This window comes from Rhodococcus sp. IEGM 1406 (assembly GCF_030056745.1).
GTDB classification, from domain to species: domain Bacteria; phylum Actinomycetota; class Actinomycetes; order Mycobacteriales; family Mycobacteriaceae; genus Rhodococcus_F; species Rhodococcus_F erythropolis.
In genome coordinates this window covers 65503-84227 of sequence record NZ_JASHKO010000008.1, presented here as the reverse complement: position 1 = coordinate 84227, position 18725 = coordinate 65503, and the positions used below count along the sequence as shown (strand labels likewise).

The following is an 18725-nucleotide window of genomic DNA, read 5'->3' as shown; positions in this document are numbered from 1 at the left end:
CTCACCTCGGTTTCTGCTCATGCCCGGCGCGCCTCGTGAGTACGCCGCACAATCCCGATGTGTTGTATGCAGTTGTCGCTCTACCATCAGGATCCCCCTGATTGGGAAATCCGCAAGTATTTTCACTGCCGTATCAAGACCTGAACTGCGAACTGGCGAGTAACAAACGTGTCGGTACGGCCAACCGATCGGAATTCAACCGCTAGCATCGGTGCGGTGACTGCAGTCGGTTTGAACGAAGAAGCTGTTTCCGCGTGGATCGCCGAACTGGGGGTCGGCGCCACGACACCACTGACTTTCGAGAGGATCGGTAACGGGCAATCGAACCTGACCTACTCCGTGACGGATGCGGGCGGAGGACGGTGGGTACTGCGCAGACCTCCACTCGGCACGTTGTTGGCGTCCGCGCACGATGTCGTTCGCGAGCACCGCATCCTGTCCTCGCTCCAGGGAACCAAAGTGCCGGTTCCGAAGATCCTCGGCATCACGGAAGATCCGGAGATCACGGACGCTCCGCTGGTCCTCATGAGCTACATCGACGGCGTTGTGATCGACGGCGTTCCAGTGGCTCAGAAGTTGACCGAGGACGAGCGTCGCGCGGTTGGATTGGCGATGCCGAAAACCCTCGCAAGCATTCACGGGGTTGACCTGGAAGAGACCGGCCTCGACGATCTGGCCAGCCGCAAGCCCTTTGCCGAGCGTCAGCTCAAACGGTGGTCGGCGCAGTGGGAGAAGTCGAAGACCCGCGATGTTCCTGACGTCGACAGGTTGGCCGAGATTCTGCACCGAAACATTCCGGAACAGAACGAAGTGACCTTGGTCCACGGCGACTTCCACCTCAACAACGTCATCACCGACCCGGTCGAGGGGCGCATCGTTGCCGTCGTCGACTGGGAGCTGTGCACGTTGGGGGAGCCGCTCGCGGATCTCGGTGCGCTACTCGCGTACTGGCCGGAAGCCGGTGACAAAGTTGCCGGTCCGTTCATGGCGTCCACGCTGGAAGGCTTCCCGAACCGCGACGAGCTGGTCGCTGCCTACGTCGAGGCGACCGGCCGCGACGTGTCAGCGGTCGGATATTGGCACGTACTCGCTCTGTGGAAGCTCTCGATCATCGCCGAGGGCGTGCTGCGACGCATTCTCGACGATCCGCGGAACAAAGCCGAGCACGGCGGCCCGACGGTCGCGCTGATCGACGGAATCGTTGCACGCGCCGTCTTGACGGCAGATCAGCTCGGTCTGAGCTAGTTTTCGGTCAAGGTCCCGGCTGCTGATCTGATCGCAGCCGGGATCTCCACCGGCTTACGGGTGTCGGCATCGACGTAGACGTGCACGAAGCGCCCAGTCGCGGCAGGCTCCCAATGGCCGCTTTCGACCTCGTGGAATATCGCCAGCGCGTAGACGATGCTCTTGGTGCCCAGCTTCTCGACGGAGATACCCACCTGCAACTGCTCGGGGAACGACAGTTCGCTCAGGTACCGGCACGACGTCTCGGCGACGACGCCGATGGCAGGCAGATTGCGGATGTCGGTTCCAGTGGAAGACATCAGCCAGGCGTTGACCGCGGTGTCGAAGTACGAGTAGTAGGTCACGTTGTTGACGTGGCCGTAGTGATCGTTGTCGTCCCACCGCGTCGGGACGGGCCAGAGAACGGGAAACTCGCTGATCGACGGGGGCGTCTGCGCTGTGCTCACGGCTTCGACTGTAGTGAGGACTTTCGCGAGAGTGAGGGCAGGGTAGTGCCCTGTAGGACTGCACGCACAATCAGCCCCACTAACAGCGCCCAGAATGCCGAACCGATTCCCAGGATACTGACCCCGGATGCGGCGATCAGAAACGTGACCACGGCGCCTTCACGTTCACTCGCCTCGCTCAGCGCCGACGTGAGGGCGCCGGCAAGCGTTGCCAGGAGCGCCAGTCCGGCAACAGTTTCCACGACTCCGGCCGGTGCGGCGGCTACCAGAGCGGCCACCGCGGCCGCGCCGGCAGCGAGAACGAGATACGCCCAGCCTGCGGTGAAGGCAGCGATCCATCGACGTTTGGGATCCGGGTGTGCGGTGGGGGCGGCGGCCAGGGCCGCGCTGATCGCCGCGAGGTTGATCGCATGTCCACCGGCCGGTGCGCCGACGATGGTGCCGATACCCGTCACGATCATCGACGGCCGCCAGGGAACGGTGTAGCCGAACGAATTCATCACGGCCACACCGGGAATGTTCTGCGAAGCCATCGTGACGATGTAGAGGGGAATCGCAATGCCGATCATTGCCTGCCAGGTCCACGACGGCGCGGTGAGATCGATGCGGGGAATCATGGCGCCGGCGTCGAGCACTCGATCCGACGTGACGAGGCTGATCCCGATCACGACCGCTGCTGTGAGAAACGCGAGCGGAACCGCCCATCGCTTGGAGAAGCGCTGCGCGGCAAGCCAAACCAGGATGACGGGCGCGACCGCTGCCGGTGCGTCCCGGACGGCGATGATCGGCGCCAGGCACAACGGCATCAGAACCCCGGCGAGCATCGCTTGCGCGAGGGGCGTCGGGATTGCCGAGATGATCCTTCCGAGCGTCGGCCACAGTCCGGTCAGCACGATCGCGATTCCGACGACGATGAATGCTCCGACCGCGGCCGGCCACCCACCCTCGACCGCTCCGGCGCCGGCGAGGAGGGCGGCACCGGGCGTCGACCAGGCCAGGGTGATCGGCATCCGATACCGGCGTGAGAGCCAGAGCATTCCGAACGCTTGGGTCACACACAGAACCAGCAGTCCGGACGCCGCCTCGGTCGCGTCCGCACCGACAGCCGCGAGGCCGGTGAGCACCACCGCGAACGAACTGGTGAAGCCGACGAGGGCCGTGACGATGCCTGCGCTCATCGGTTGCGAGTTGCTGCGAACGGCTTCCGGTTCGGTGGTATCTGTGGAGTCCGACATGGTCAGTGATTCTGCCCGACCCGCCCCAGACCCGATTTACCTGTCCGGTCGGATGGGTGAGGTGACCGCTTTGCCGTAGATGAGGTGCGTTTGGGCATGCCAGACTTCGGGATGTGCGGCGAGGTGGTCGATCAATACTCGCTGTAGATGCGCACTGTCACGGACCGCGACGTGGAGGAAGAAATCCTCGGGCCCCGAGACGTTGAAGAGCGCAAGCGTTTCCGGCAGCGCTAGCGCGTCGGCGGTGAACCGGTCGACGAGGTCGCGGCGGTGTGGTCGCAATTGAACGGCGATGATCGCCTGCATCGACCGGCCAACGGCTGCCGGATCGACAACCGCATGGATACCGCTAATTGTTCCGTTGGCACGTAGGCGTCGTACGCGCTCGTGGCACGAGGAAGTCGCCAAGCCGACTCGATCGGCCAACACCTTGTTGGTGATCGACGCGTCGTTCTGCAATTCGGCCAAAATCTTCCAGTCCACCGGATCCAGAGGCTCATTCTTCGTCATCTGCCGAACTATATCCGGAGTCGTTTTGAACTTCCCGGATCCAGTTGCACACTCCTGGCATGAACATGTGTCTCGAATCAGCTCGGGTGTGAGGTATTTCGGATGAGTGTCGGTCAATGGCTCGCTTTCGGCTCCCTGCTATCCATCGTCCTGTTCACGCCGGGACCGGATTTTGTCCTGATCCTGCGTCATTCTCTGGCAGATCGTCGGACCGGCGCGGTGGTGGCCGCCGGTGTGATTTCCGGGCTCTTCGTTCACACCGCTGCCGCGTCACTGGGTCTCTCCGCACTTGTGGCGACACGGCCACAGTTGCTCTCTGCGCTCACATACGCCGGGGCGGCATATCTGACCTGGCTCGGCATCTCCGCGATTCGAAGTGCTTTCAAAGCCCGAGCCTCGGACGAGGGAATTCCGGCAGCGAAAGAGCCGATCGCGGTCACCACGGCATTTCGCTACGGCTTCCTCTCGAACCTGCTGAACCCGAAGGCGCTGTTGTTCTTTCTCGGGCTACTCCCGCAATTCATCGAGCCGGGTGAAGGCGCAGGGCTGCGCACGTTGATGTTGGCGGGCGCGACGGTGGTCGCCGCGGCACTGTGGTGGGCGATCGTGGTGGTGCTGGCGGCCGGAGCCGGCAAGAAGCTGCGTCGTCCCGGCGTCGGCAAGCGAATCGACGTGGTGACGGGAGTGTTGTTGGTGGGTCTCGGTGCCTTCTTCGGGGTTGCATGAGTGGTCGTGTCAGGATGGGTTCATGACACTTCCCGTGCTGATCGACGTCGAAGAACTGTCCGCTCTCATCGAGGCCGGCGCTGCGCCGCGATTGCTCGATGTCCGATGGGCGCTGGGTGATTCGAACGGCGAGCAGCATTTTCGCGACGGCCATATTCCCGGCGCGGTATTCGTGAACCTCGACGAGGAACTTGCCTCGCCGCCGTCGCCGGGCACGGGAAGGCATCCGCTGCCGAGTCTCGAAGACCTGCAGGACGCTGCGCGTCGTTGGGGAATCGACGACGGTGATTCGGTGGTGCTTTACGACGCCACCGGCAACACGGCCGCTGCCCGTGGTTGGTGGCTGCTGCGGTGGGCCGGGCTCTCGGATGTCCGACTGCTCGACGGCGGGCTACAGGCCTGGGAGTCCGCGGGACTGCCGTTGGCGGCCGGTATCGGTGAGTCGGTCACTCCGGGCAGCGTGACTTTCACCGGCGGCAACATGCCGACGGTCGACATCGACGGCGTCGGCGACTGGACGCGTGCGGGCGGTGTGCTTCTCGACGCCCGAGCAGGGGAGCGGTACCGCGGCGAGGTCGAGCCGATGGATCCCGTCGCAGGGCACATCCCCGGTGCGGTGAGCGCGCCGACCGCGGAGAACATCACCGGCGACGGGCGGTTCCTGGATGCGACCCGCCTGCGTGAGCGGTTCGCCGGACTGGGCGCCGGAGACAGTGTCGCGGTGTACTGCGGATCCGGAGTAACTGCAGCGCATGAGATTGCGGCACTCGCGATCGCCGGTTACGACGCGACGCTGTTCCCGGGCTCGTGGTCACAGTGGTCGAACGACAGCACTCGCGCCGTCGACACCGGAGCCTGAGTCAGCTCTTGGTGCGATCGATGAATGACGGCACGAGAAACCACAGTGCCGTGAACATGATCGCGGCGCACGCTGCCAAAACCTTTGCGGCAACTCCGCCGACGGCGACCTCGGCGATCAACAGGACCGTGCCGGTCATGGAGGCGGCCAGAAAGGCTATGCCGCACAGGGCGAATCGGTTGGCCACGGGCAATATGTTCTCGCGGTGCCCACGGCGGAAGAGCATGCGATGCCAGACCGCGGGTGCCATCAGGAACCCGAACGAGATGGCAACAAGTATCACCGTCACCAAGTGGATGCCGCGGATGTACGCCGACGCTTCCTCGTAGCGTTCGGTGAATGCCACGGCCAGCAGGAAGGCAAACAGGATCTGAACACCAGAGAGCGCGACGCGCAGTTCTTGCAACAACTCGTTGAAGTTCCGCGCGAGTTGTTGAGGTGGAGTCTCCCCGGTCTCGTTCACGGCGACGTGGTTCCTACGCCCGTGAGTATTCCGACGCTCGCTGGATCTGCTCCGCGCTCGGACGCACGCCGGTGTAGAGCACGAACTGCTCGGCGGCCTGAAGGGCAATGACCGACGCTCCCGTGATCGCCGTCTTGCCGAGTTCGGTCGCCAACGCGATCAGTGGCGTGTTCGCAGGCATCGCGACGACGTCGAAGACGACATCGGCGGCGCGCACTGCTTGTTCGGGGAACGACAGTGCATCTGCTTCTGCGCCGCCGGACATACCGATCGGAGTGGCGTTGATCAGCACACCGGGACGAAGCTCGCCGAGTTCGGCCTGCCAGTCGAAGCCGTACTGCTTCGCGAGCGACGACCCCACTTGCTGGTTGCGGGCGATCACGGTGACGTCGGTGAATCCGGTGTCGCGCACCGCAGCGACGACTGCTTTTGCCATGCCACCGCTGCCGGCGACAGCGACGGACAGGCTCGTGTCGACCTCGTTGTCACGCAGCAGATCGGCCACCGCCTGATAGTCGGTGTTGTAGGCGTGCAGCACTCCGGACTCGTTGACGATCGTGTTGACGGAGTCGATGGCGCTGGCCGAATCATGCATGACGTCGATGTGCTCGATGACCTGTTCCTTGAACGGCATCGACACCCCGCAGCCTCGAATCCCGAGTGCTCGGATGCCGCCGATCGCGGCTGGCACGTCTTCGGTGGTGAAGGCTTTGTAGACGAAGTTCAGGCCCAATTCCTCGTAGAGGTAATTGTGAAACCTCGTGCCGATATTGCTCGGTCGCCCGGAGAGCGACATGCACAGGAGCGTGTCCTTGTTGAGGTCGACGGTCATTGTCCCCACTCTAATCGCGAGTTCGGCGTAGTTCTTGATAGAGGAGTGCACCCATCCGGATGTCCCGCAGCGCCGAATGTCGGGTATCCGATCGAAGCACCACTCGCACCGACAGAGCCGAGACGACATGGTCACACAGAACATCGACGAGCACCCGAGCACCGAATCTCGTCCACCGCGTCGTAGATGGGCTGCTCACGCGATCTCCGGGGTCTTGGCCGCGGCTGTCGTCCTGGGCGTCGGTGAACTGGTTGCGCTGCCGATCAACCCGGACGCGTCGCCCTTCTACGCCGTTGGGGCAACGACCGTCGACCGAACCCCGGCGTGGGCTCGCGAGTTCGCGATCGACACCTTCGGCACCAACGACAAGCCGGCGCTGTTCATCGGAATGTCGATATTGATCGTTCTGCTCGGTGCGGTGGCCGGGCTGTTGGAACGGCGACGCCGCCCGATCGGCAGTGTCATCCTTGTTCTTCTGGGCGCGGTTGGTGTGTATGCGGCGATGCAGCGCCCGACTGCCGATGCGATGTACGTGTTCCCGACACTGGTCGGTGTGGTGGCGGGCGTCGCAACCTTGCGGCTGCTGATCACACAGTTGGAGGTGCCGCTCTCGCCTGGCGTCGCCGACTCGTGGTTGCCTCGTCGTCAGTTTCTTCTGCTGGCAGGTGCGGCGTTGGCAGTGGCTGCGGCAGCGGGTGCCGCCGGGAAGTTCGTGGGGCAGAGGATCGCCGGAGCAGTAGCGAATCGTGAAGATTTTGTCGTGCCCACTGCCGCTGACCCGGCGCCGCCGATTCCGGCGGGTGCGGACATCGCGATTGCGGGTGCGTCGACGTACATCACGCCCAACGACGACTTCTATCGAATCGACACTGCACTCCTCGTTCCGCAATTGACGACGGATTCGTGGGAACTGCGGATTCACGGAATGGTGGACCGCGAGATGACGTTGTCGTTCGACGATCTGGTGGCGAGAACGCCCATCGAGCGAGTCATCACGCTGACGTGTGTTTCCAACGAGGTGGGCGGCGTTCTGGCCGGGAACGCGAAGTGGATCGGTTATCCCATGAAGGACCTGCTCGACGAAGTCGGTGTCCATCCCGACGCCGACATGCTCCTGTCGACCAGCGTCGACGGCTTCACAGTCGGCACCCCGGTCGAGATAGTCACCGACGGCCGTGACGCGATTCTCGCCGTGGCGATGAACGGTGAGCCGTTGCCGTTCGAGCACGGTTATCCCGTTCGGCAGGTAGTTCCCGGCTTGTACGGTTTCGTCTCCGCCACCAAGTGGGTGACGGAGTGGGAACTCACGCGTTTCGACAAGGTCGAGGCCTATTGGACCCAGCGCGGTTGGGGTGCGCAGGCACCGATCAAGACGTCGTCGCGTATCGAGGTGCCGGCAGCTTTGGCGCCGATCGAGCCGGGCCAGGTGCTGGTGGCGGGAACGGCCTGGGCGCAGCATCGCGGGATCGAGAAGGTCGAGATTCGCGTCGACAACGGCGAATGGCAACCGGCGACACTGGCGCAGGAGTACTCGATCGACACCTGGCGTCAATGGTCGTGGATGTGGGATGCAGGCTCAGGTTTGCACACCGTGCAGGTCAGAGCGACGGATTTGGACGGGAACGTTCAGGTGGAAGAGCGCACTCCGCCGATTCCCGGTGGAGCCACTGGATGGCATACGAGGTCGTTCACCGTGAAGTGACAGGTAGATCCGAATGGGATTCGGTATACAGGCGGACGACGCACTGGGCCATCCATCCAGCGATCAGCGTTCGCAGGCCGAAGTCGAAGGTGTCGTCGGTTCGCAGTGGGTTCGCGGCCTCACGCGTGACCTCGCTCGGGTTGGAGGATTGAGTCCACGCGACATCCGGCGTCGAGAGTTTCACGACGGATCCGAGAACCAGACTGTCCAGCGTGGAAATTGCGTGACGCGTATCGGTCGAATCGAAACCCCCGTCCGAAAATGCTTGAACGAGTGCAGTATCAATATCAAAAGTCACCTCGGTGCGGACGCTGCGTGTCATGAGCAGCGGGATGAGGCGCCAATGTTCGACAGCAGTTCGGCGATATGCCCACCCCCACGCGCTGACCCGTTCGCTCCACCCTGCGGGTGGGTGGGGGACAGAGATCGACGACATCACGCGGATGCGCATGAGTTCGACGATCTCGGATCGACCCGAAATATGTGTGTAGAGCGAAGACGGAGTCACGTTCAGTTGCTTGGCGATCCCGGGCATGGTGAAGTCGCCGGTTGCGTCGACAGCATCCAGAGCCGCGTCGGTGATGTTTCGCGTGGACAGTATCGGCTGAGTGGGACGCGGCATCGATTCTCCTGGTGAGGGATTCGTCGGCAATCTCGGACTTGATCGATTGATGACAACTCCTTGATTTCGGGAGCCGGTATGCATCATACTAACCGAACCCTATTCGGTATGTCGGCGGAATCTTCCGGCGATCGGTACACGTCGGAGGAACATTCAATATGTCTGTCGTATGGCTGACCGGTGCAACGATCATCGACGGCACGGGCGCCGACCCGATCGAGAACTGCGCTGTTGCCGTGGAAGATGGCCGCATCAGTGCACTCGGTGGAACGCCGCCCGCGGGGGCGGAGGTGCTGGACTGCACCGGGCTGACAATCACTCCCGGCCTCATCGACGCACACGTTCATCTCGGTGGATCGAGCGATCTCGCACCTAGCCTGCGGCGTCAGATCTCGGTAGCCGAACTCGCTGCAGACATGTTCGCGACCTGCGCATCGACCCTCGACGGGGGATTCACCACTGTTCGTGACTGCGGCGGAATCGACGGTGGACTCGCCGGAGTTGTCGCCTCGGGCAAGATTCCGGGTCCGCGGATCATTCAGTGCGGCCCGATCCAGTGCCAGACCGGTGGACACGGACACCTGGCGGCCGAGTGGGAGCCGACTTCGGACTGGTCCGATCATGACATCCCCGGATTACGTTGTATGTCTCTGCTTTCCGACGGTCCGCACGAAATGCGAAAGAACGTTCGCGAGACGTTCCGCAGGGGTGCGGACTTCCTCAAACTGTGTGTTACCGGGGGAGTGGTATCGACTCATGACAAGCTCACCGATACCCAGTTCACGGTCGACGAGATCGAAGTTGCCGTCGAGGAAGCCAATGCGCGCGGTACCTATGTCACGGTGCATGCCCACAACAACGAGGGAATCCGAAACGCTGTCACTGCCGGCGCGAAATGCGTCGAGCACGGCTCAGGTATCGACGACGAGACTGCCAAGTTGATGGCCGAGCACGACGTCGCGTTGGTGCCGACGTTGGCTGTGGTGCAGGCACTCTCGGACAGCGCGGCGTCAGCAGGTCTACCCGAATCGATTTCGGCTCGGATCGGTCAGATGATGCAGGGTCAGATCGACGGGCTTCTTGCTGCTCGAAATGCCGGCGTCAGAGTGGGACTGGGATCGGACCTCATCGGTACCGATCAAACGGGCCGGGGAATGGAGCTAGTCCTGCGCGCCAAGGTCGAAACCCCGATGGACGCATTGGTTTCCGCTACCCGGATCAACGCCGACATTCTCGGTATCGCCGACGAGGTCGGCACCATCGAAGTCGGCAAGTTCGCCGACCTCGTTGCATTCCGCGGCAATCCGTTGACGGATCCGTCCATCTTCGCCGATCGTGAGCGCATCGCACTCGTCATTCAGAGCGGTCGAGTGGTGAAGGACGGCCGGTAGCTCAACAGCGAGTGGCGAGTTCTGTCAACGCCGAGTGATCCGCCCGGCTGACCGGTAAGCCGTAGGAAATCGCGACGGTCAAGTACTTGCCGGCGTAAAAGCATCGGTATGCAGGATTGGGCGGCAACCACTCACCGGGCGTGCTGTCGCCTTTCGACTGGTTGTCGGGGCCGTTGACGGCCAACAGGTTCAGTGACGTGTCGTTCGCGAACCTCATCCGAAGCGCGGGCGTCCAGGAGTTCGCGCCGAAGTCCCAAGCCGCGGCGAGTGGGAAGACGTGGTCGATCTGAACGGACTTGGCCTGGCTGCGTTCGAATTCGATGCGATCACCGGAGTACGGGTCGGTCATCGCGCCCGACAGTACGACGCAGTCACGTGTTCCCGGTTTGAACACCACGTCCGAGAGATCTTGGGCCAGAACGTTGTTGCGGGTATCGCACCCGTCGTGGCCACCAGGTGCGTCCTGGTCGTCGGACCAAGCGGGGCCGAAGACGCAAGCCTCGCCGTTACCGCAGCCGCGCTCGTATCCACCCGGATGTGGTCGGTTGTCGACAATCGCGGTCCGGGACAGCAGCTCTTCCAGTTCCGATCGTGTCGGGCTGCCCGGGGCCGAATCGAGACGCTCGTCCCCGAACCATCCGCAGGACGCGACGAGACATACGAGCGCGAGCGTCGACAGGATCGCAGATAACCGTGCAACCACCTGTGCCCCCGTCCGTCGTAGACGGTGATTCAACGCCGCCCGTCGTAGACCGTGATTGAACCATCGGGGGCCGACAGAAATCAGCCGAACTCGATCACCACTTTGCCGGCTGAATGGCCGTCTTCGACTGCAGCGAGCGCTTCCCCAGCGCGGGAGAATGGGTAACGGCCGGACACGGACGGGTCGAGGGTCCCGTCGGCCACGAGCGCCGCGACCTCCGTGAATACTGCTGTAGTTCTTCGGCGTTCGACACCGCCGCCGCCGAGTCGGCTCGCCGCCAGAGGATCGGCGATGCTCAGGATCGGCGCGTCCGGTCGGGCGAGCGCAGCGCCGCGAGTGAGAGTGTCCCCGCCGACCAGGTCGAAAACCGCGTCCACTCCGTCTGGGTACAACGCGGACACTTCGCCTGCGAAGGCGTCTCCCGACGCAACCCACCGTGCTCCCGCGCCCTCGATCGAGGTTCGCTTGGACTCACTCGCGACGCCGATGACGTCGATGCCTCGAGACATCGCAATCGCGGTCGTGCTTCGACCAACGCCGCCGCCGGCACCGAGGAGCAGGAGTGTTGCCCCGGATTTCAGACCCAGACCGTGGAGAGCGTCGTAAGCCGTTCCCGCCGCAACTGTCAGCACCGCGGCATCGGCCCAGGACACGGTCGGCGGCTTGTGTGCTGTCGAGGAGACGTTGAGCAATGTCGACGCGGCGTAGGCGCCGAAGCCGGTAGCGGTAGCGCCGAACACTTCGTCGCCGACCTCGAACTCGGTGACCCGCGGACCTACTCCGATGACAACACCGGACACTTCGCGGCCCAGAACCGCAGGCAGCGTCACCGGGACAGTATCTTTTCGAGTACCTGCGCGAACTTTCCAGTCAGCTGGGTTGACGCCCGCCGCTCGGACCGACACCAGCAGTTGGCCGGCACCCGGTGGGGGCAGGGTGACGTCGAAGTAGGACTGTGTGTCGGGTCCGCCGTACTCGGTGAAGCCGTATGCCGTCGTCATGACTGCCAGCCTATTGCCCAGCCAGATCGGAAGGACGGTCCGGAAGGGTGGTGACGAAGAGCGGTGTCGGTGGCACCTGATTGGATGGTCGGATGCTGCATGGACTCTGGTCACCGGGATCGGGGCTCAAACTGTGGGTCGACGGGCACGACGGTGCCGGAACCGACGATCCGCGAGATCCGGTCAGTGCTGTCCTGCATCGTAAGTTCCGTCATCGTGTGAATGTCGCTATGCCGCCCGTGCCTGGCGGGCCTTTGCAGAGTGAGTACGCAGCGGTTGCGTTGGCGCCGCCGGACGCAGTCGATCTCCTGCTACGGTTCAAGGCCGACGACCAGCGAATCGCGGGAGACCTGCACTTTCTCGTGCACGTGGCGCGAGGAATCGACCGTTGGGTGCGCGCCGGGCGGGTGGTGCCGGCGCTGACGCGAGCCGAGGGTAGTTGGTGGCCGCGGTGGCAGTTGTCGGTGGGGGAACGCCAGCGCGCCTGGATCGGCGAATTGGTAGTGGCCATGCCGCCGGTGCAGCGGGCGGTCGGCTCGCCGAGGGCGACGATCGAAGACATCACGAACGAACTCACGGACCCGATCGTCCGTCGTGTTCTCGGTGACTCGCATCCGGTGGTGCAGACCCCGCTGTGGCAGGCCGTGTTGTCCGGGGACGCTTTCGACGACGTGTCGGTACGAGCGGCCGAGGGACTCGCCGAATGGGGGTCGACGTTCACCGCCGGAGAGCCGGACTTGGTTCTGCGGCTGATCGAGCCTGAACTCGACGACAATTCCGATCCGGACGACGATGCGCTGTGGCGTCTGCACGTGTGTTTGCGTCCCGAAGGTGAAGCGCCCGAACGTGTTCGACTGCACCGGGCGGATCCCAAACGTATCCAGCTCGGCAGCCGCAAACTCGAAGAGGCGATCAAGGCTTACCCACGATTTCGCGACGTGCCGCGCGACGAGGACAGTCTCGACCTGTTGCTGCCCACTCCTGTCGTGATGGACCTGGTCGGACACGGCGCGACAGTCCTGCGAGAGCGAGGGATCACGCTGCTGCTTCCGCGTGCCTGGAACGTGGTGTCTCCATCCCTGCGTGTGCGGGTGACCTCGGCGGCGTCTCCGATCGTTGCGGAGAATCGTACGGTCGGTATGGACCAATTGCTGGAATACGATTGGGAATTGGCGCTCGGAGACAAGGTACTGACCGCCGAGGAAATGACCCGACTGGTCGATGCGAAGTCCGATCTGGTCCAGTTGCGCGGCGAGTGGGTTCAGGCGGACAAAGACGTCCTGGCCCGCGCGGCTCGTTTTGTCAGTCAGCGGCACTCGAGCGGGGACCGGGCGATTGTCGATCTGATCAAGGATTTGATCGCCGACGACCTCAAAGACCTGCCGGTCGAGGAAGTGAAGGCAACCGGATGGGCTTCTGCACTGCTCGACCAGTCGGTAGCTCCGCGGCAGGTCGCGGTACCGTCGACGGTCAACGCGACTTTGCGTCCGTATCAACGACGCGGTCTCGACTGGTTGGCGTACATGAGTGCTCTCGGGCTCGGCGCGGTACTGGCCGACGACATGGGTCTGGGTAAGACGCTGCAACTGTTGGCGTTACTTGCGCACGAGAAGTCCAAGACAGCAACACTTTTGGTGTGTCCGATGTCGGTCGTGGGAAACTGGCAGCGTGAAGCGGCGCGATTTGTGCCGAGCCTGCGCGTCTACATTCATCACGGTTCGGATCGCGCTACCGGGGCGGAGTTGGAACAGGCAGTTCGTGAGAGTGATCTGGTGATCACCACCTACGCGCTCATGACCCGCGACGTCGCGGCGCTCAAGGATCTCGACTGGCGGCGCGTGGTGCTTGACGAAGCTCAACACATCAAGAACGCCAAGACATCTCAGGCCCGCGCTGCTCGCAGCATTCCTGCGGACCATCGCGTTGCTCTGACCGGAACACCGGTGGAGAACCGGCTGGACGAGTTGCGGTCCATCCTCGATTTTGCCAATCGCGGGGTACTCGGCTCTGAGCAGATGTTCCGCAAACGGTTTGTCGTGCCGATCGAGCGGGAAAAAGATCAACTTGCCGTCTCGAGACTGCGAGCCGTCACGTCCCCCTTTGTGCTGCGACGGGTCAAGACCGATCCCTCCGTGATCGCGGATCTCCCGGAGAAGTTGGAGATGACGGTTCGAGCGAATCTCAGTGAGGAACAGGCGGCGTTGTACCGCGCCGTGGTGGACGAGATGATGGCGCAGATCAAGGGAACGGAAGGGATGAAGCGCAAAGGCGCCGTCCTGTCTGCGCTGACCAAACTCAAACAGGTGTGCAATCATCCGGCGCATTTCCTGCGCGACGGTTCGCCGGTGATGCGCCGCGGGCAACACCGTTCGGGAAAACTTGGCCTGGTCGAAGATATCGTCGAGTCGGTCACGGCCGATGACGAGAAGGTTCTGTTGTTCACACAGTTTCGTGAGTTCGGGGAATTAGTGGTGCCGTACCTGGCCGACCGGTTCACCACCGAGGTTCCGTTTCTCCACGGTGGTGTGTCCAAGGCTGGACGCGACGCGATGGTCGAGGCATTCCAAGGCGCAGACGGTCCGCCCATCATGGTGCTCTCGCTCAAGGCCGGCGGCACGGGTCTGAATCTCACAGCGGCCAACCATGTGGTTCACCTCGACAGATGGTGGAACCCGGCGGTTGAGAACCAGGCGACGGACCGTGTCTTCCGCATCGGTCAGAGAAAGAACGTGCAGGTCCGCAAGATGGTGTGTGTCGGAACTTTGGAAGAGCGAATCGACACGATGATCGCGAGTAAAAGTGAACTCGCCGAACTTGCAGTCGGGACCGGTGAGAACTGGGTGACGGAGATGAGCGTCGAGCAATTGGACGAGTTGTTGCGACTCGGCGACGACGCGGTGGGCGAATGAGTCCGCGCGGTAAAGGCCCCGATTTCAGCGAGTACACCGGGCCCCGGCGGCGAGCACCTGCGCCGGTCAAGCCTCGTCCAGCGTTCGGGAGAACGTTCTGGGGCAAGGCTTTTGTCCGCGTCGTCGAAGAGATCGGCGACAAACCTCGTGTCACGCGTGGGCGAACGTATGCGCGTTCGGGTCAGGTTTTGGCGCTCGACATCGAACCGGGAGTGGTGACGGCCGAGGTTCAGGGCAGCCAACTTCAACCTTTCGTTTCCACGCTGTCGATCGACACTCTTGATCAATCGGATATCGACGACATCATCACCAAGATCCGCCGAGTGCCGGGAAGCCTTGCCGCGCTGGTGTCCGGCACTGTCCCGGACATGCTTGCTGCCCAACTGATACCGGACGGCCCGTCGGCTTTCCGTTTCGACTGCACCTGCCCCGATGTCGGCTGGCCGTGCAAACACGCTGCGGCCGTGGCGTTCTTGACTGCCGAGCAGATCGACACCGATCCGCTGAGGTTGCTGAGACTTCGCGGGGTCGACCTGGAGCAGTTGATCGGGGGAGTGGAGGACGAGTCGACTGTTCCGGTAGACGTCGAGAATTGGTTCGGAATCGCGGCTGCCCTCCCCGCGCTACCGAAGGTGCAATTTCGACCGGCGATAGACGATCTGGATATCCGCCGTCTGCGTGAGGCGGTTGCGGCACTGGGATTGGACATGGCTCAGCAGAACGTCGCCTTGGACGAAATACGGTCCATCTACCGACGGTTGGACGGTTGAAATCGGACAACTCCGGACTGATGCTAGTTTCCTACCGTGAATTCCAGTATCGTTAATTGGACCGGTCCGGTCGGGACCTGCCCGCGATTTCAGATCGTTATCGTCGGCGAATAGACGACTATTCATTTGTCGGAGGGACAGTCGCTGTGATGCCCGTTCATTTGCGCGACAGCGCAATACCCAAACATGAGCAGTTGCGCACCATTCTCCTGCGCAAGTGCACCCAAGAACTCCAGCCTGGCGACTTGATGACCAGCGAGCGAAACCTGATGCAGGACTACGGCGTCAGTCGGATCACTGTTCGCGAGGCCATCGGCCAGTTGGTCAATGACGGACACCTCGTGCGTGTGCGTGGCAAGGGCACCTTTGTCGCGCACCGCGCTGTCCAGTCCAAGCTGCACCTTGCGTCGTTCACCGAGGAGATGAGGGCCCAGGGGCATCACCCCACTACAGTGGTCCTGGTCAGTGAGCAGGGGCCGGTCCCCGAAAGCACTGCTGCCGCACTGAATATGAGACCGGGTTCCGAGGGTTATCACGTCAAGCGCTTGCGCCTCGCCGACGGCGAGCCGGTGAGTGTGGACGACGGCTGGTTCAATCCGGAACTGTTGCCTGGTCTACTCGACATGGACTTGACGGGTTCGATCTACCGGGCGACCGCTGACAAGTACGACAAGCCGATCGACCGGGCAGAGCAGACTGTCAGTGCAGATGGTGCCAGTACGGAGATCGCGACTCTCCTTGGCACTCGTAAAGGCGCTCCGGTCCTGTACTTCGATCGAGTGTCGTTCAGTGAGATAGCACCGGTCGAACACACTCGCAGTTGGTACCGATCCGACCGCTACCAGTTGCAGATGGAAGTGCAGGGCCAGGCGCGGCCCAAAACGCGCGGCGACCAATAGCCATCGTTCGAAACGAAAGGGCGAGCACACCTTCCGGTGTGCTCGCCCTTTGCGTTACGCCGACCAGTCGAACAGAGTGTCGCCTGTGGCGACGTCCCCACCGACGGAAGGGGATTCGACGGTGTCCGGTTTGGAATCCATCACGACAACCGGGCAGATCGCCGAGTAGCCGGTCGTGTCGATGTGCGCTGGATCGAAGCTGACAATGGGATCACCCGCATCGACGGTGTCACCCTCGGCGGCGATGAGCGTGAATCCGTCGCCTTCCAGCTTGACCGTGTCGATGCCGATATGGACCAGCACGCCGGTGGCCTTCTCGCCGAAGATCACAAACGCGTGGGGGTGCAGTTTCAGGATCTTTCCGCTGATCGGCGCCACGACCGTGAGCGGGCCTTGACCGCGGGCGGGTTCGATCGCGACGCCCGAGCCGACCATCTGCTGAGCGAACACCGGGTCCGGGACGTCCGCGAGTGCGACGACCCGGCCGGGCAGCGGGGCGAGGACGACCGTCACAGGATGTCCTCGATGTCCTCGGCAAGGGTGTCGGCCTCGGGCCCGACGATGACCTGGACAACCGTTCCGGCTTTGAGCACGCCGTGTGCACCGGCAGCCTTGAGAGCGGACTCGTTCACCTTCGCTCCGTCCTTGACCTCGGTACGCAGGCGGGTGATGCAAGCCTCGATCTCGACGATGTTCTCTGCGCCGCCGAGGCCTTTGATGATTGCTTCCGCTTTCGACATTTGCTGCTCCTGATTGTCGGGTTGGTCGTGATCGTTGAACGGTCGTACAGGTGGGCTGACTAGTTGCTGGTCAAGGCTATCCCGGTTACGTATGTCACATTTGGGTGTTGACAACTCGCCTCCACCAGGTAAAACTACAACTGGTTATGACCGGACAGTACCCGTTGGAAGTCCGGCTCCACAACAGTTTCGACAAAACGGTTTTGCCCTCACTTCCGAGCATGAACCGTGACCTGCATTTTCACGAAACCTGCACGTGCACGACACCCGAATTTCCAGAACCAGCGGCCGATCGCGACGCGGCCCGGCGAACGAAGAAGGTCCTTGATGACTCTCGAAGACACCCCGAAGAAGGAATCGAAAGTGTTCGCCGGGGTTCAACGCCTCGGCCGAAGCTTGATGCTTCCGATCGCCGTTCTGCCGGCTGCGGGAATCTTGCTCCGCCTCGGCCAGGACGACCTGCTCGGGCGATTCAGTTCGATGCACAGTGCTGCTGCAGTGATCTCTGCGGCAGGACAAGCAGTCTTCACGTGGCTGCCGCTGATCTTCGCCGTCGGTATCGCGATCGGCTGGGCCAAGAAGGCCGACGGCTCGACTGCCTTGGCAGCCGTCGTCGGCTACATGGTGATCGACGGAGTGTTCAAGGCGATGTCGCCCATCGTCCTCGAAGGGAAGACCGACCCGAACGGGGATCAATCACTGATCAACTACGGTGTGCTCGCCGGCATCGTGATGGGCTTGCTGTCGGCGATCTTGTGGCAGCGGTTCTATCGAACGAAGCTTCCCGATTATCTCGGATTCTTCAACGGGCGCAGGCTCGTTCCCATTCTGACAGCGATCACAGGTCTCGTCGTCGGTGTCCTGATGGCATTCGTGTACCCGTTGTTCAACTCCGGATTGAACTGGGTCGGTGAAGCAGTTGCTTCCAATACCGTTGTGGGCGGCGGCATTTACGGCGCAGCGAACCGCCTCCTGATCCCCACCGGCTTGCATCACATCTTGAACTCCGCCGTGTGGTTCCTGATCGGCGACTACCAGGACGCGAGCGGACAGATCGTTCGCGGCGACCTCAACCGGTTCTTCGCCGGCGACCCATCTGCCGGCACGTTCATGACCGGCTTCTTCCCGATCATGATGTTCGCCCTCCCCGCTGCAGCCTTCGCAATCTGGCGCAACGCCAAGCCTTCTCAGAAGAAGCTCGTCGGCGGCATCATGCTCTCCACCGGCCTGACTGCTTTCCTCACCGGTATCACCGAGCCGCTCGAATTCTCCTTCATGTTCGTCGCGTGGCCGCTGTACGTCATCCACTCGCTCCTGACCGGAACGTCGATGGCCTTGGTCAATGCGCTGGGGATTCACGACGGATTCACGTTCTCCGCAGGCTTCTTCGACTACGTGTTGAACTTCGGCAAGGCAACCAACGCATGGATGTTGATCCCGATCGGACTCGGCTACGCCGTGATCTACTACTTCCTTTTCAGCTTCGTCATCAAGAAGTGGAATCTGCGCACGCCGGGACGAGAAGAAGAGGTCGAGGTGGCCGCAGGTGAGCCCGACGCCGCGCTGCTCGAGGCCGAACTGGCACTGGCTGCCGAAGGTGACAGCCGCACCGACGCCCCGCTCGTCGCCGAACTGGAAAACAAGCTCGACAAGGAACTGGGAGGACGCTGAC

The 18725-nt window shown here is 62.6% G+C and carries 19 protein-coding genes; 9 read left to right on the top strand and 10 right to left on the bottom strand.

Annotated elements, in window-relative coordinates:
- The first annotated feature begins 216 nt into the window (after nt 1–216).
- The gene (locus tag QM596_RS28470; protein ID WP_020908344.1) at nt 217–1245 is read left to right on the top strand and encodes a phosphotransferase family protein; all 1029 of its coding nucleotides are present in this window, start codon (nt 217–219) and stop codon (nt 1243–1245) included.
- Here the strand turns inward: QM596_RS28470 and QM596_RS28465 are convergent.
- Genes QM596_RS28465 through QM596_RS28455 form a run of 3 tightly spaced genes read right to left on the bottom strand, consistent with a single transcriptional unit; the run spans nt 1242 to nt 3436 of the window.
- On the bottom strand, nt 1242–1691 hold the full coding sequence (locus QM596_RS28465; protein WP_021344881.1) for an acyl-CoA thioesterase: 450 nt from the start codon (nt 1689–1691) through the stop codon (nt 1242–1244). The two genes, QM596_RS28470 and QM596_RS28465, sit on opposite strands and share 4 nt — an antisense overlap.
- Nucleotides 1688–2926 carry a benzoate/H(+) symporter BenE family transporter gene (locus tag QM596_RS28460; RefSeq protein WP_283310470.1) on the bottom strand — a complete coding sequence of 413 codons (1239 nt, stop codon included), beginning with the start codon at nt 2924–2926 and terminating at the stop codon, nt 1688–1690. The genes QM596_RS28465 and QM596_RS28460 overlap by 4 nt, the downstream gene beginning before the upstream one ends.
- Before the next feature lie 36 nt (nt 2927–2962).
- The gene (locus tag QM596_RS28455; protein ID WP_003941284.1) at nt 2963–3436 is read right to left on the bottom strand and encodes an Lrp/AsnC family transcriptional regulator; all 474 of its coding nucleotides are present in this window, start codon (nt 3434–3436) and stop codon (nt 2963–2965) included.
- Nucleotides 3437–3538: 102 nt separating this feature from the next.
- Between QM596_RS28455 and QM596_RS28450 the strand changes: the two genes are divergently transcribed.
- Nucleotides 3539–4162, top strand: a complete 624-nt coding sequence (locus QM596_RS28450) for a LysE family translocator (RefSeq protein ID WP_003941342.1) — start codon at nt 3539–3541, stop codon at nt 4160–4162.
- Nucleotides 4163–4184: 22 nt separating this feature from the next.
- Nucleotides 4185–5021 carry a sulfurtransferase gene (locus tag QM596_RS28445; RefSeq protein ID WP_279219266.1) on the top strand — a complete coding sequence of 279 codons (837 nt, stop codon included), beginning with the start codon at nt 4185–4187 and terminating at the stop codon, nt 5019–5021.
- A 1-nt stretch (nt 5022) separates the two neighbouring features.
- Here QM596_RS28445 and QM596_RS28440 read toward each other — a convergent pair whose 3' ends face one another.
- Nucleotides 5023–5484, bottom strand: a complete 462-nt coding sequence (locus QM596_RS28440) for a DUF6328 family protein (RefSeq protein WP_003941357.1) — start codon at nt 5482–5484, stop codon at nt 5023–5025.
- 13 nt (nt 5485–5497) lie between these two features.
- Entirely contained in the window at nt 5498–6316 is an 819-nt protein-coding gene (locus tag QM596_RS28435) for a shikimate 5-dehydrogenase (protein WP_029538385.1), read from the bottom strand.
- Nucleotides 6317–6443: 127 nt separating this feature from the next.
- Here QM596_RS28435 and QM596_RS28430 point away from each other — a divergent pair, with 127 nt between their 5' ends.
- Entirely contained in the window at nt 6444–8018 is a 1575-nt protein-coding gene (locus QM596_RS28430; protein WP_283310468.1) for a molybdopterin-dependent oxidoreductase, read from the top strand.
- Here the strand turns inward: QM596_RS28430 and QM596_RS28425 are convergent.
- Nucleotides 8005–8640, bottom strand: a complete 636-nt coding sequence (locus tag QM596_RS28425; RefSeq protein WP_283310467.1) for a TetR/AcrR family transcriptional regulator C-terminal domain-containing protein — start codon at nt 8638–8640, stop codon at nt 8005–8007. The two genes, QM596_RS28430 and QM596_RS28425, sit on opposite strands and share 14 nt — an antisense overlap.
- Before the next feature lie 158 nt (nt 8641–8798).
- Here QM596_RS28425 and QM596_RS28420 point away from each other — a divergent pair, with 158 nt between their 5' ends.
- On the top strand, nt 8799–10031 hold the full coding sequence (locus QM596_RS28420; RefSeq protein ID WP_021334169.1) for a metal-dependent hydrolase family protein: 1233 nt from the start codon (nt 8799–8801) through the stop codon (nt 10029–10031).
- A 1-nt stretch (nt 10032) separates the two neighbouring features.
- On the opposite strand, the gene QM596_RS28415 is transcribed toward QM596_RS28420, so the two are convergent.
- Together QM596_RS28415 and QM596_RS28410 are read right to left on the bottom strand one after the other, a co-directional pair.
- Nucleotides 10033–10734, bottom strand: coding sequence for an HNH endonuclease family protein (locus QM596_RS28415; protein ID WP_283310465.1), 702 nt, complete (start codon nt 10732–10734; stop codon nt 10033–10035).
- 80 nt (nt 10735–10814) lie between these two features.
- The gene (locus tag QM596_RS28410; RefSeq protein WP_283310463.1) at nt 10815–11735 is read right to left on the bottom strand and encodes an NADP-dependent oxidoreductase; all 921 of its coding nucleotides are present in this window, start codon (nt 11733–11735) and stop codon (nt 10815–10817) included.
- A gap of 92 nt (nt 11736–11827) precedes the next feature.
- Between QM596_RS28410 and QM596_RS28405 the strand changes: the two genes are divergently transcribed.
- The 3 genes from QM596_RS28405 (at nt 11828) to QM596_RS28395 (ending at nt 16313) form a co-directional block, all read left to right on the top strand.
- Entirely contained in the window at nt 11828–14644 is a 2817-nt protein-coding gene (locus QM596_RS28405) for a DEAD/DEAH box helicase (protein WP_211919131.1), read from the top strand.
- Nucleotides 14641–15414 (top strand): SWIM zinc finger family protein, encoded by a 774-nt coding sequence (locus QM596_RS28400; RefSeq protein WP_020908321.1) that lies wholly within the window; start codon nt 14641–14643, stop codon nt 15412–15414. The genes QM596_RS28405 and QM596_RS28400 overlap by 4 nt, the downstream gene beginning before the upstream one ends.
- A gap of 149 nt (nt 15415–15563) precedes the next feature.
- Nucleotides 15564–16313: a GntR family transcriptional regulator gene (locus QM596_RS28395; RefSeq protein ID WP_019749216.1), complete on the top strand. Its 750-nt coding sequence runs from the start codon at nt 15564–15566 to the stop codon at nt 16311–16313.
- Between the two features lie 54 nt (nt 16314–16367).
- Here the strand turns inward: QM596_RS28395 and QM596_RS28390 are convergent, their stop codons facing one another.
- Together QM596_RS28390 and QM596_RS28385 are read right to left on the bottom strand one after the other, a co-directional pair.
- Nucleotides 16368–16826, bottom strand: a complete 459-nt coding sequence (locus QM596_RS28390) for a PTS sugar transporter subunit IIA (protein WP_019749215.1) — start codon at nt 16824–16826, stop codon at nt 16368–16370.
- Nucleotides 16823–17053 carry a PTS sugar transporter subunit IIB gene (locus QM596_RS28385; RefSeq protein WP_003941324.1) on the bottom strand — a complete coding sequence of 77 codons (231 nt, stop codon included), beginning with the start codon at nt 17051–17053 and terminating at the stop codon, nt 16823–16825. Before QM596_RS28385 ends, QM596_RS28390 begins: the two co-directional genes overlap by 4 nt.
- A 327-nt stretch (nt 17054–17380) precedes the next feature.
- Between QM596_RS28385 and QM596_RS28380 the strand changes: the two genes are divergently transcribed.
- Complete coding sequence (locus QM596_RS28380; RefSeq protein WP_019749213.1) at nt 17381–18724, top strand: PTS transporter subunit EIIC; 1344 nt, start codon at nt 17381–17383, stop codon at nt 18722–18724.
- Nucleotide 18725: the final 1 nt, after the last annotated feature.

What these genes read in the sequence shown, in the direction of transcription:
- QM596_RS28400 (WP_020908321.1), top strand. Translation starts at nt 14,641, where the DNA reads ATGAGTCCGCGCGGTAAAGGCCCCGATTTCAGCGAGTACACCGGGCCC.
- QM596_RS28420 (WP_021334169.1), top strand. Translation starts at nt 8,799, where the DNA reads ATGTCTGTCGTATGGCTGACCGGTGCAACGATCATCGACGGCACGGGC.
- QM596_RS28460 (WP_283310470.1), bottom strand. Translation starts at nt 2,926, where the DNA reads ATGTCGGACTCCACAGATACCACCGAACCGGAAGCCGTTCGCAGCAAC.
- QM596_RS28395 (WP_019749216.1), top strand. Translation starts at nt 15,564, where the DNA reads ATGCCCGTTCATTTGCGCGACAGCGCAATACCCAAACATGAGCAGTTG.
- QM596_RS28455 (WP_003941284.1), bottom strand. Translation starts at nt 3,436, where the DNA reads ATGACGAAGAATGAGCCTCTGGATCCGGTGGACTGGAAGATTTTGGCC.
- QM596_RS28385 (WP_003941324.1), bottom strand. Translation starts at nt 17,053, where the DNA reads ATGTCGAAAGCGGAAGCAATCATCAAAGGCCTCGGCGGCGCAGAGAAC.
- QM596_RS28405 (WP_211919131.1), top strand. Translation starts at nt 11,828, where the DNA reads ATGCTGCATGGACTCTGGTCACCGGGATCGGGGCTCAAACTGTGGGTC.
- QM596_RS28445 (WP_279219266.1), top strand. Translation starts at nt 4,185, where the DNA reads ATGACACTTCCCGTGCTGATCGACGTCGAAGAACTGTCCGCTCTCATC.
- QM596_RS28425 (WP_283310467.1), bottom strand. Translation starts at nt 8,640, where the DNA reads ATGCCGCGTCCCACTCAGCCGATACTGTCCACGCGAAACATCACCGAC.
- QM596_RS28450 (WP_003941342.1), top strand. Translation starts at nt 3,539, where the DNA reads ATGAGTGTCGGTCAATGGCTCGCTTTCGGCTCCCTGCTATCCATCGTC.
- QM596_RS28410 (WP_283310463.1), bottom strand. Translation starts at nt 11,735, where the DNA reads ATGACGACGGCATACGGCTTCACCGAGTACGGCGGACCCGACACACAG.
- QM596_RS28430 (WP_283310468.1), top strand. Translation starts at nt 6,444, where the DNA reads ATGGTCACACAGAACATCGACGAGCACCCGAGCACCGAATCTCGTCCA.
- QM596_RS28435 (WP_029538385.1), bottom strand. Translation starts at nt 6,316, where the DNA reads ATGACCGTCGACCTCAACAAGGACACGCTCCTGTGCATGTCGCTCTCC.
- QM596_RS28380 (WP_019749213.1), top strand. Translation starts at nt 17,381, where the DNA reads ATGACTCTCGAAGACACCCCGAAGAAGGAATCGAAAGTGTTCGCCGGG.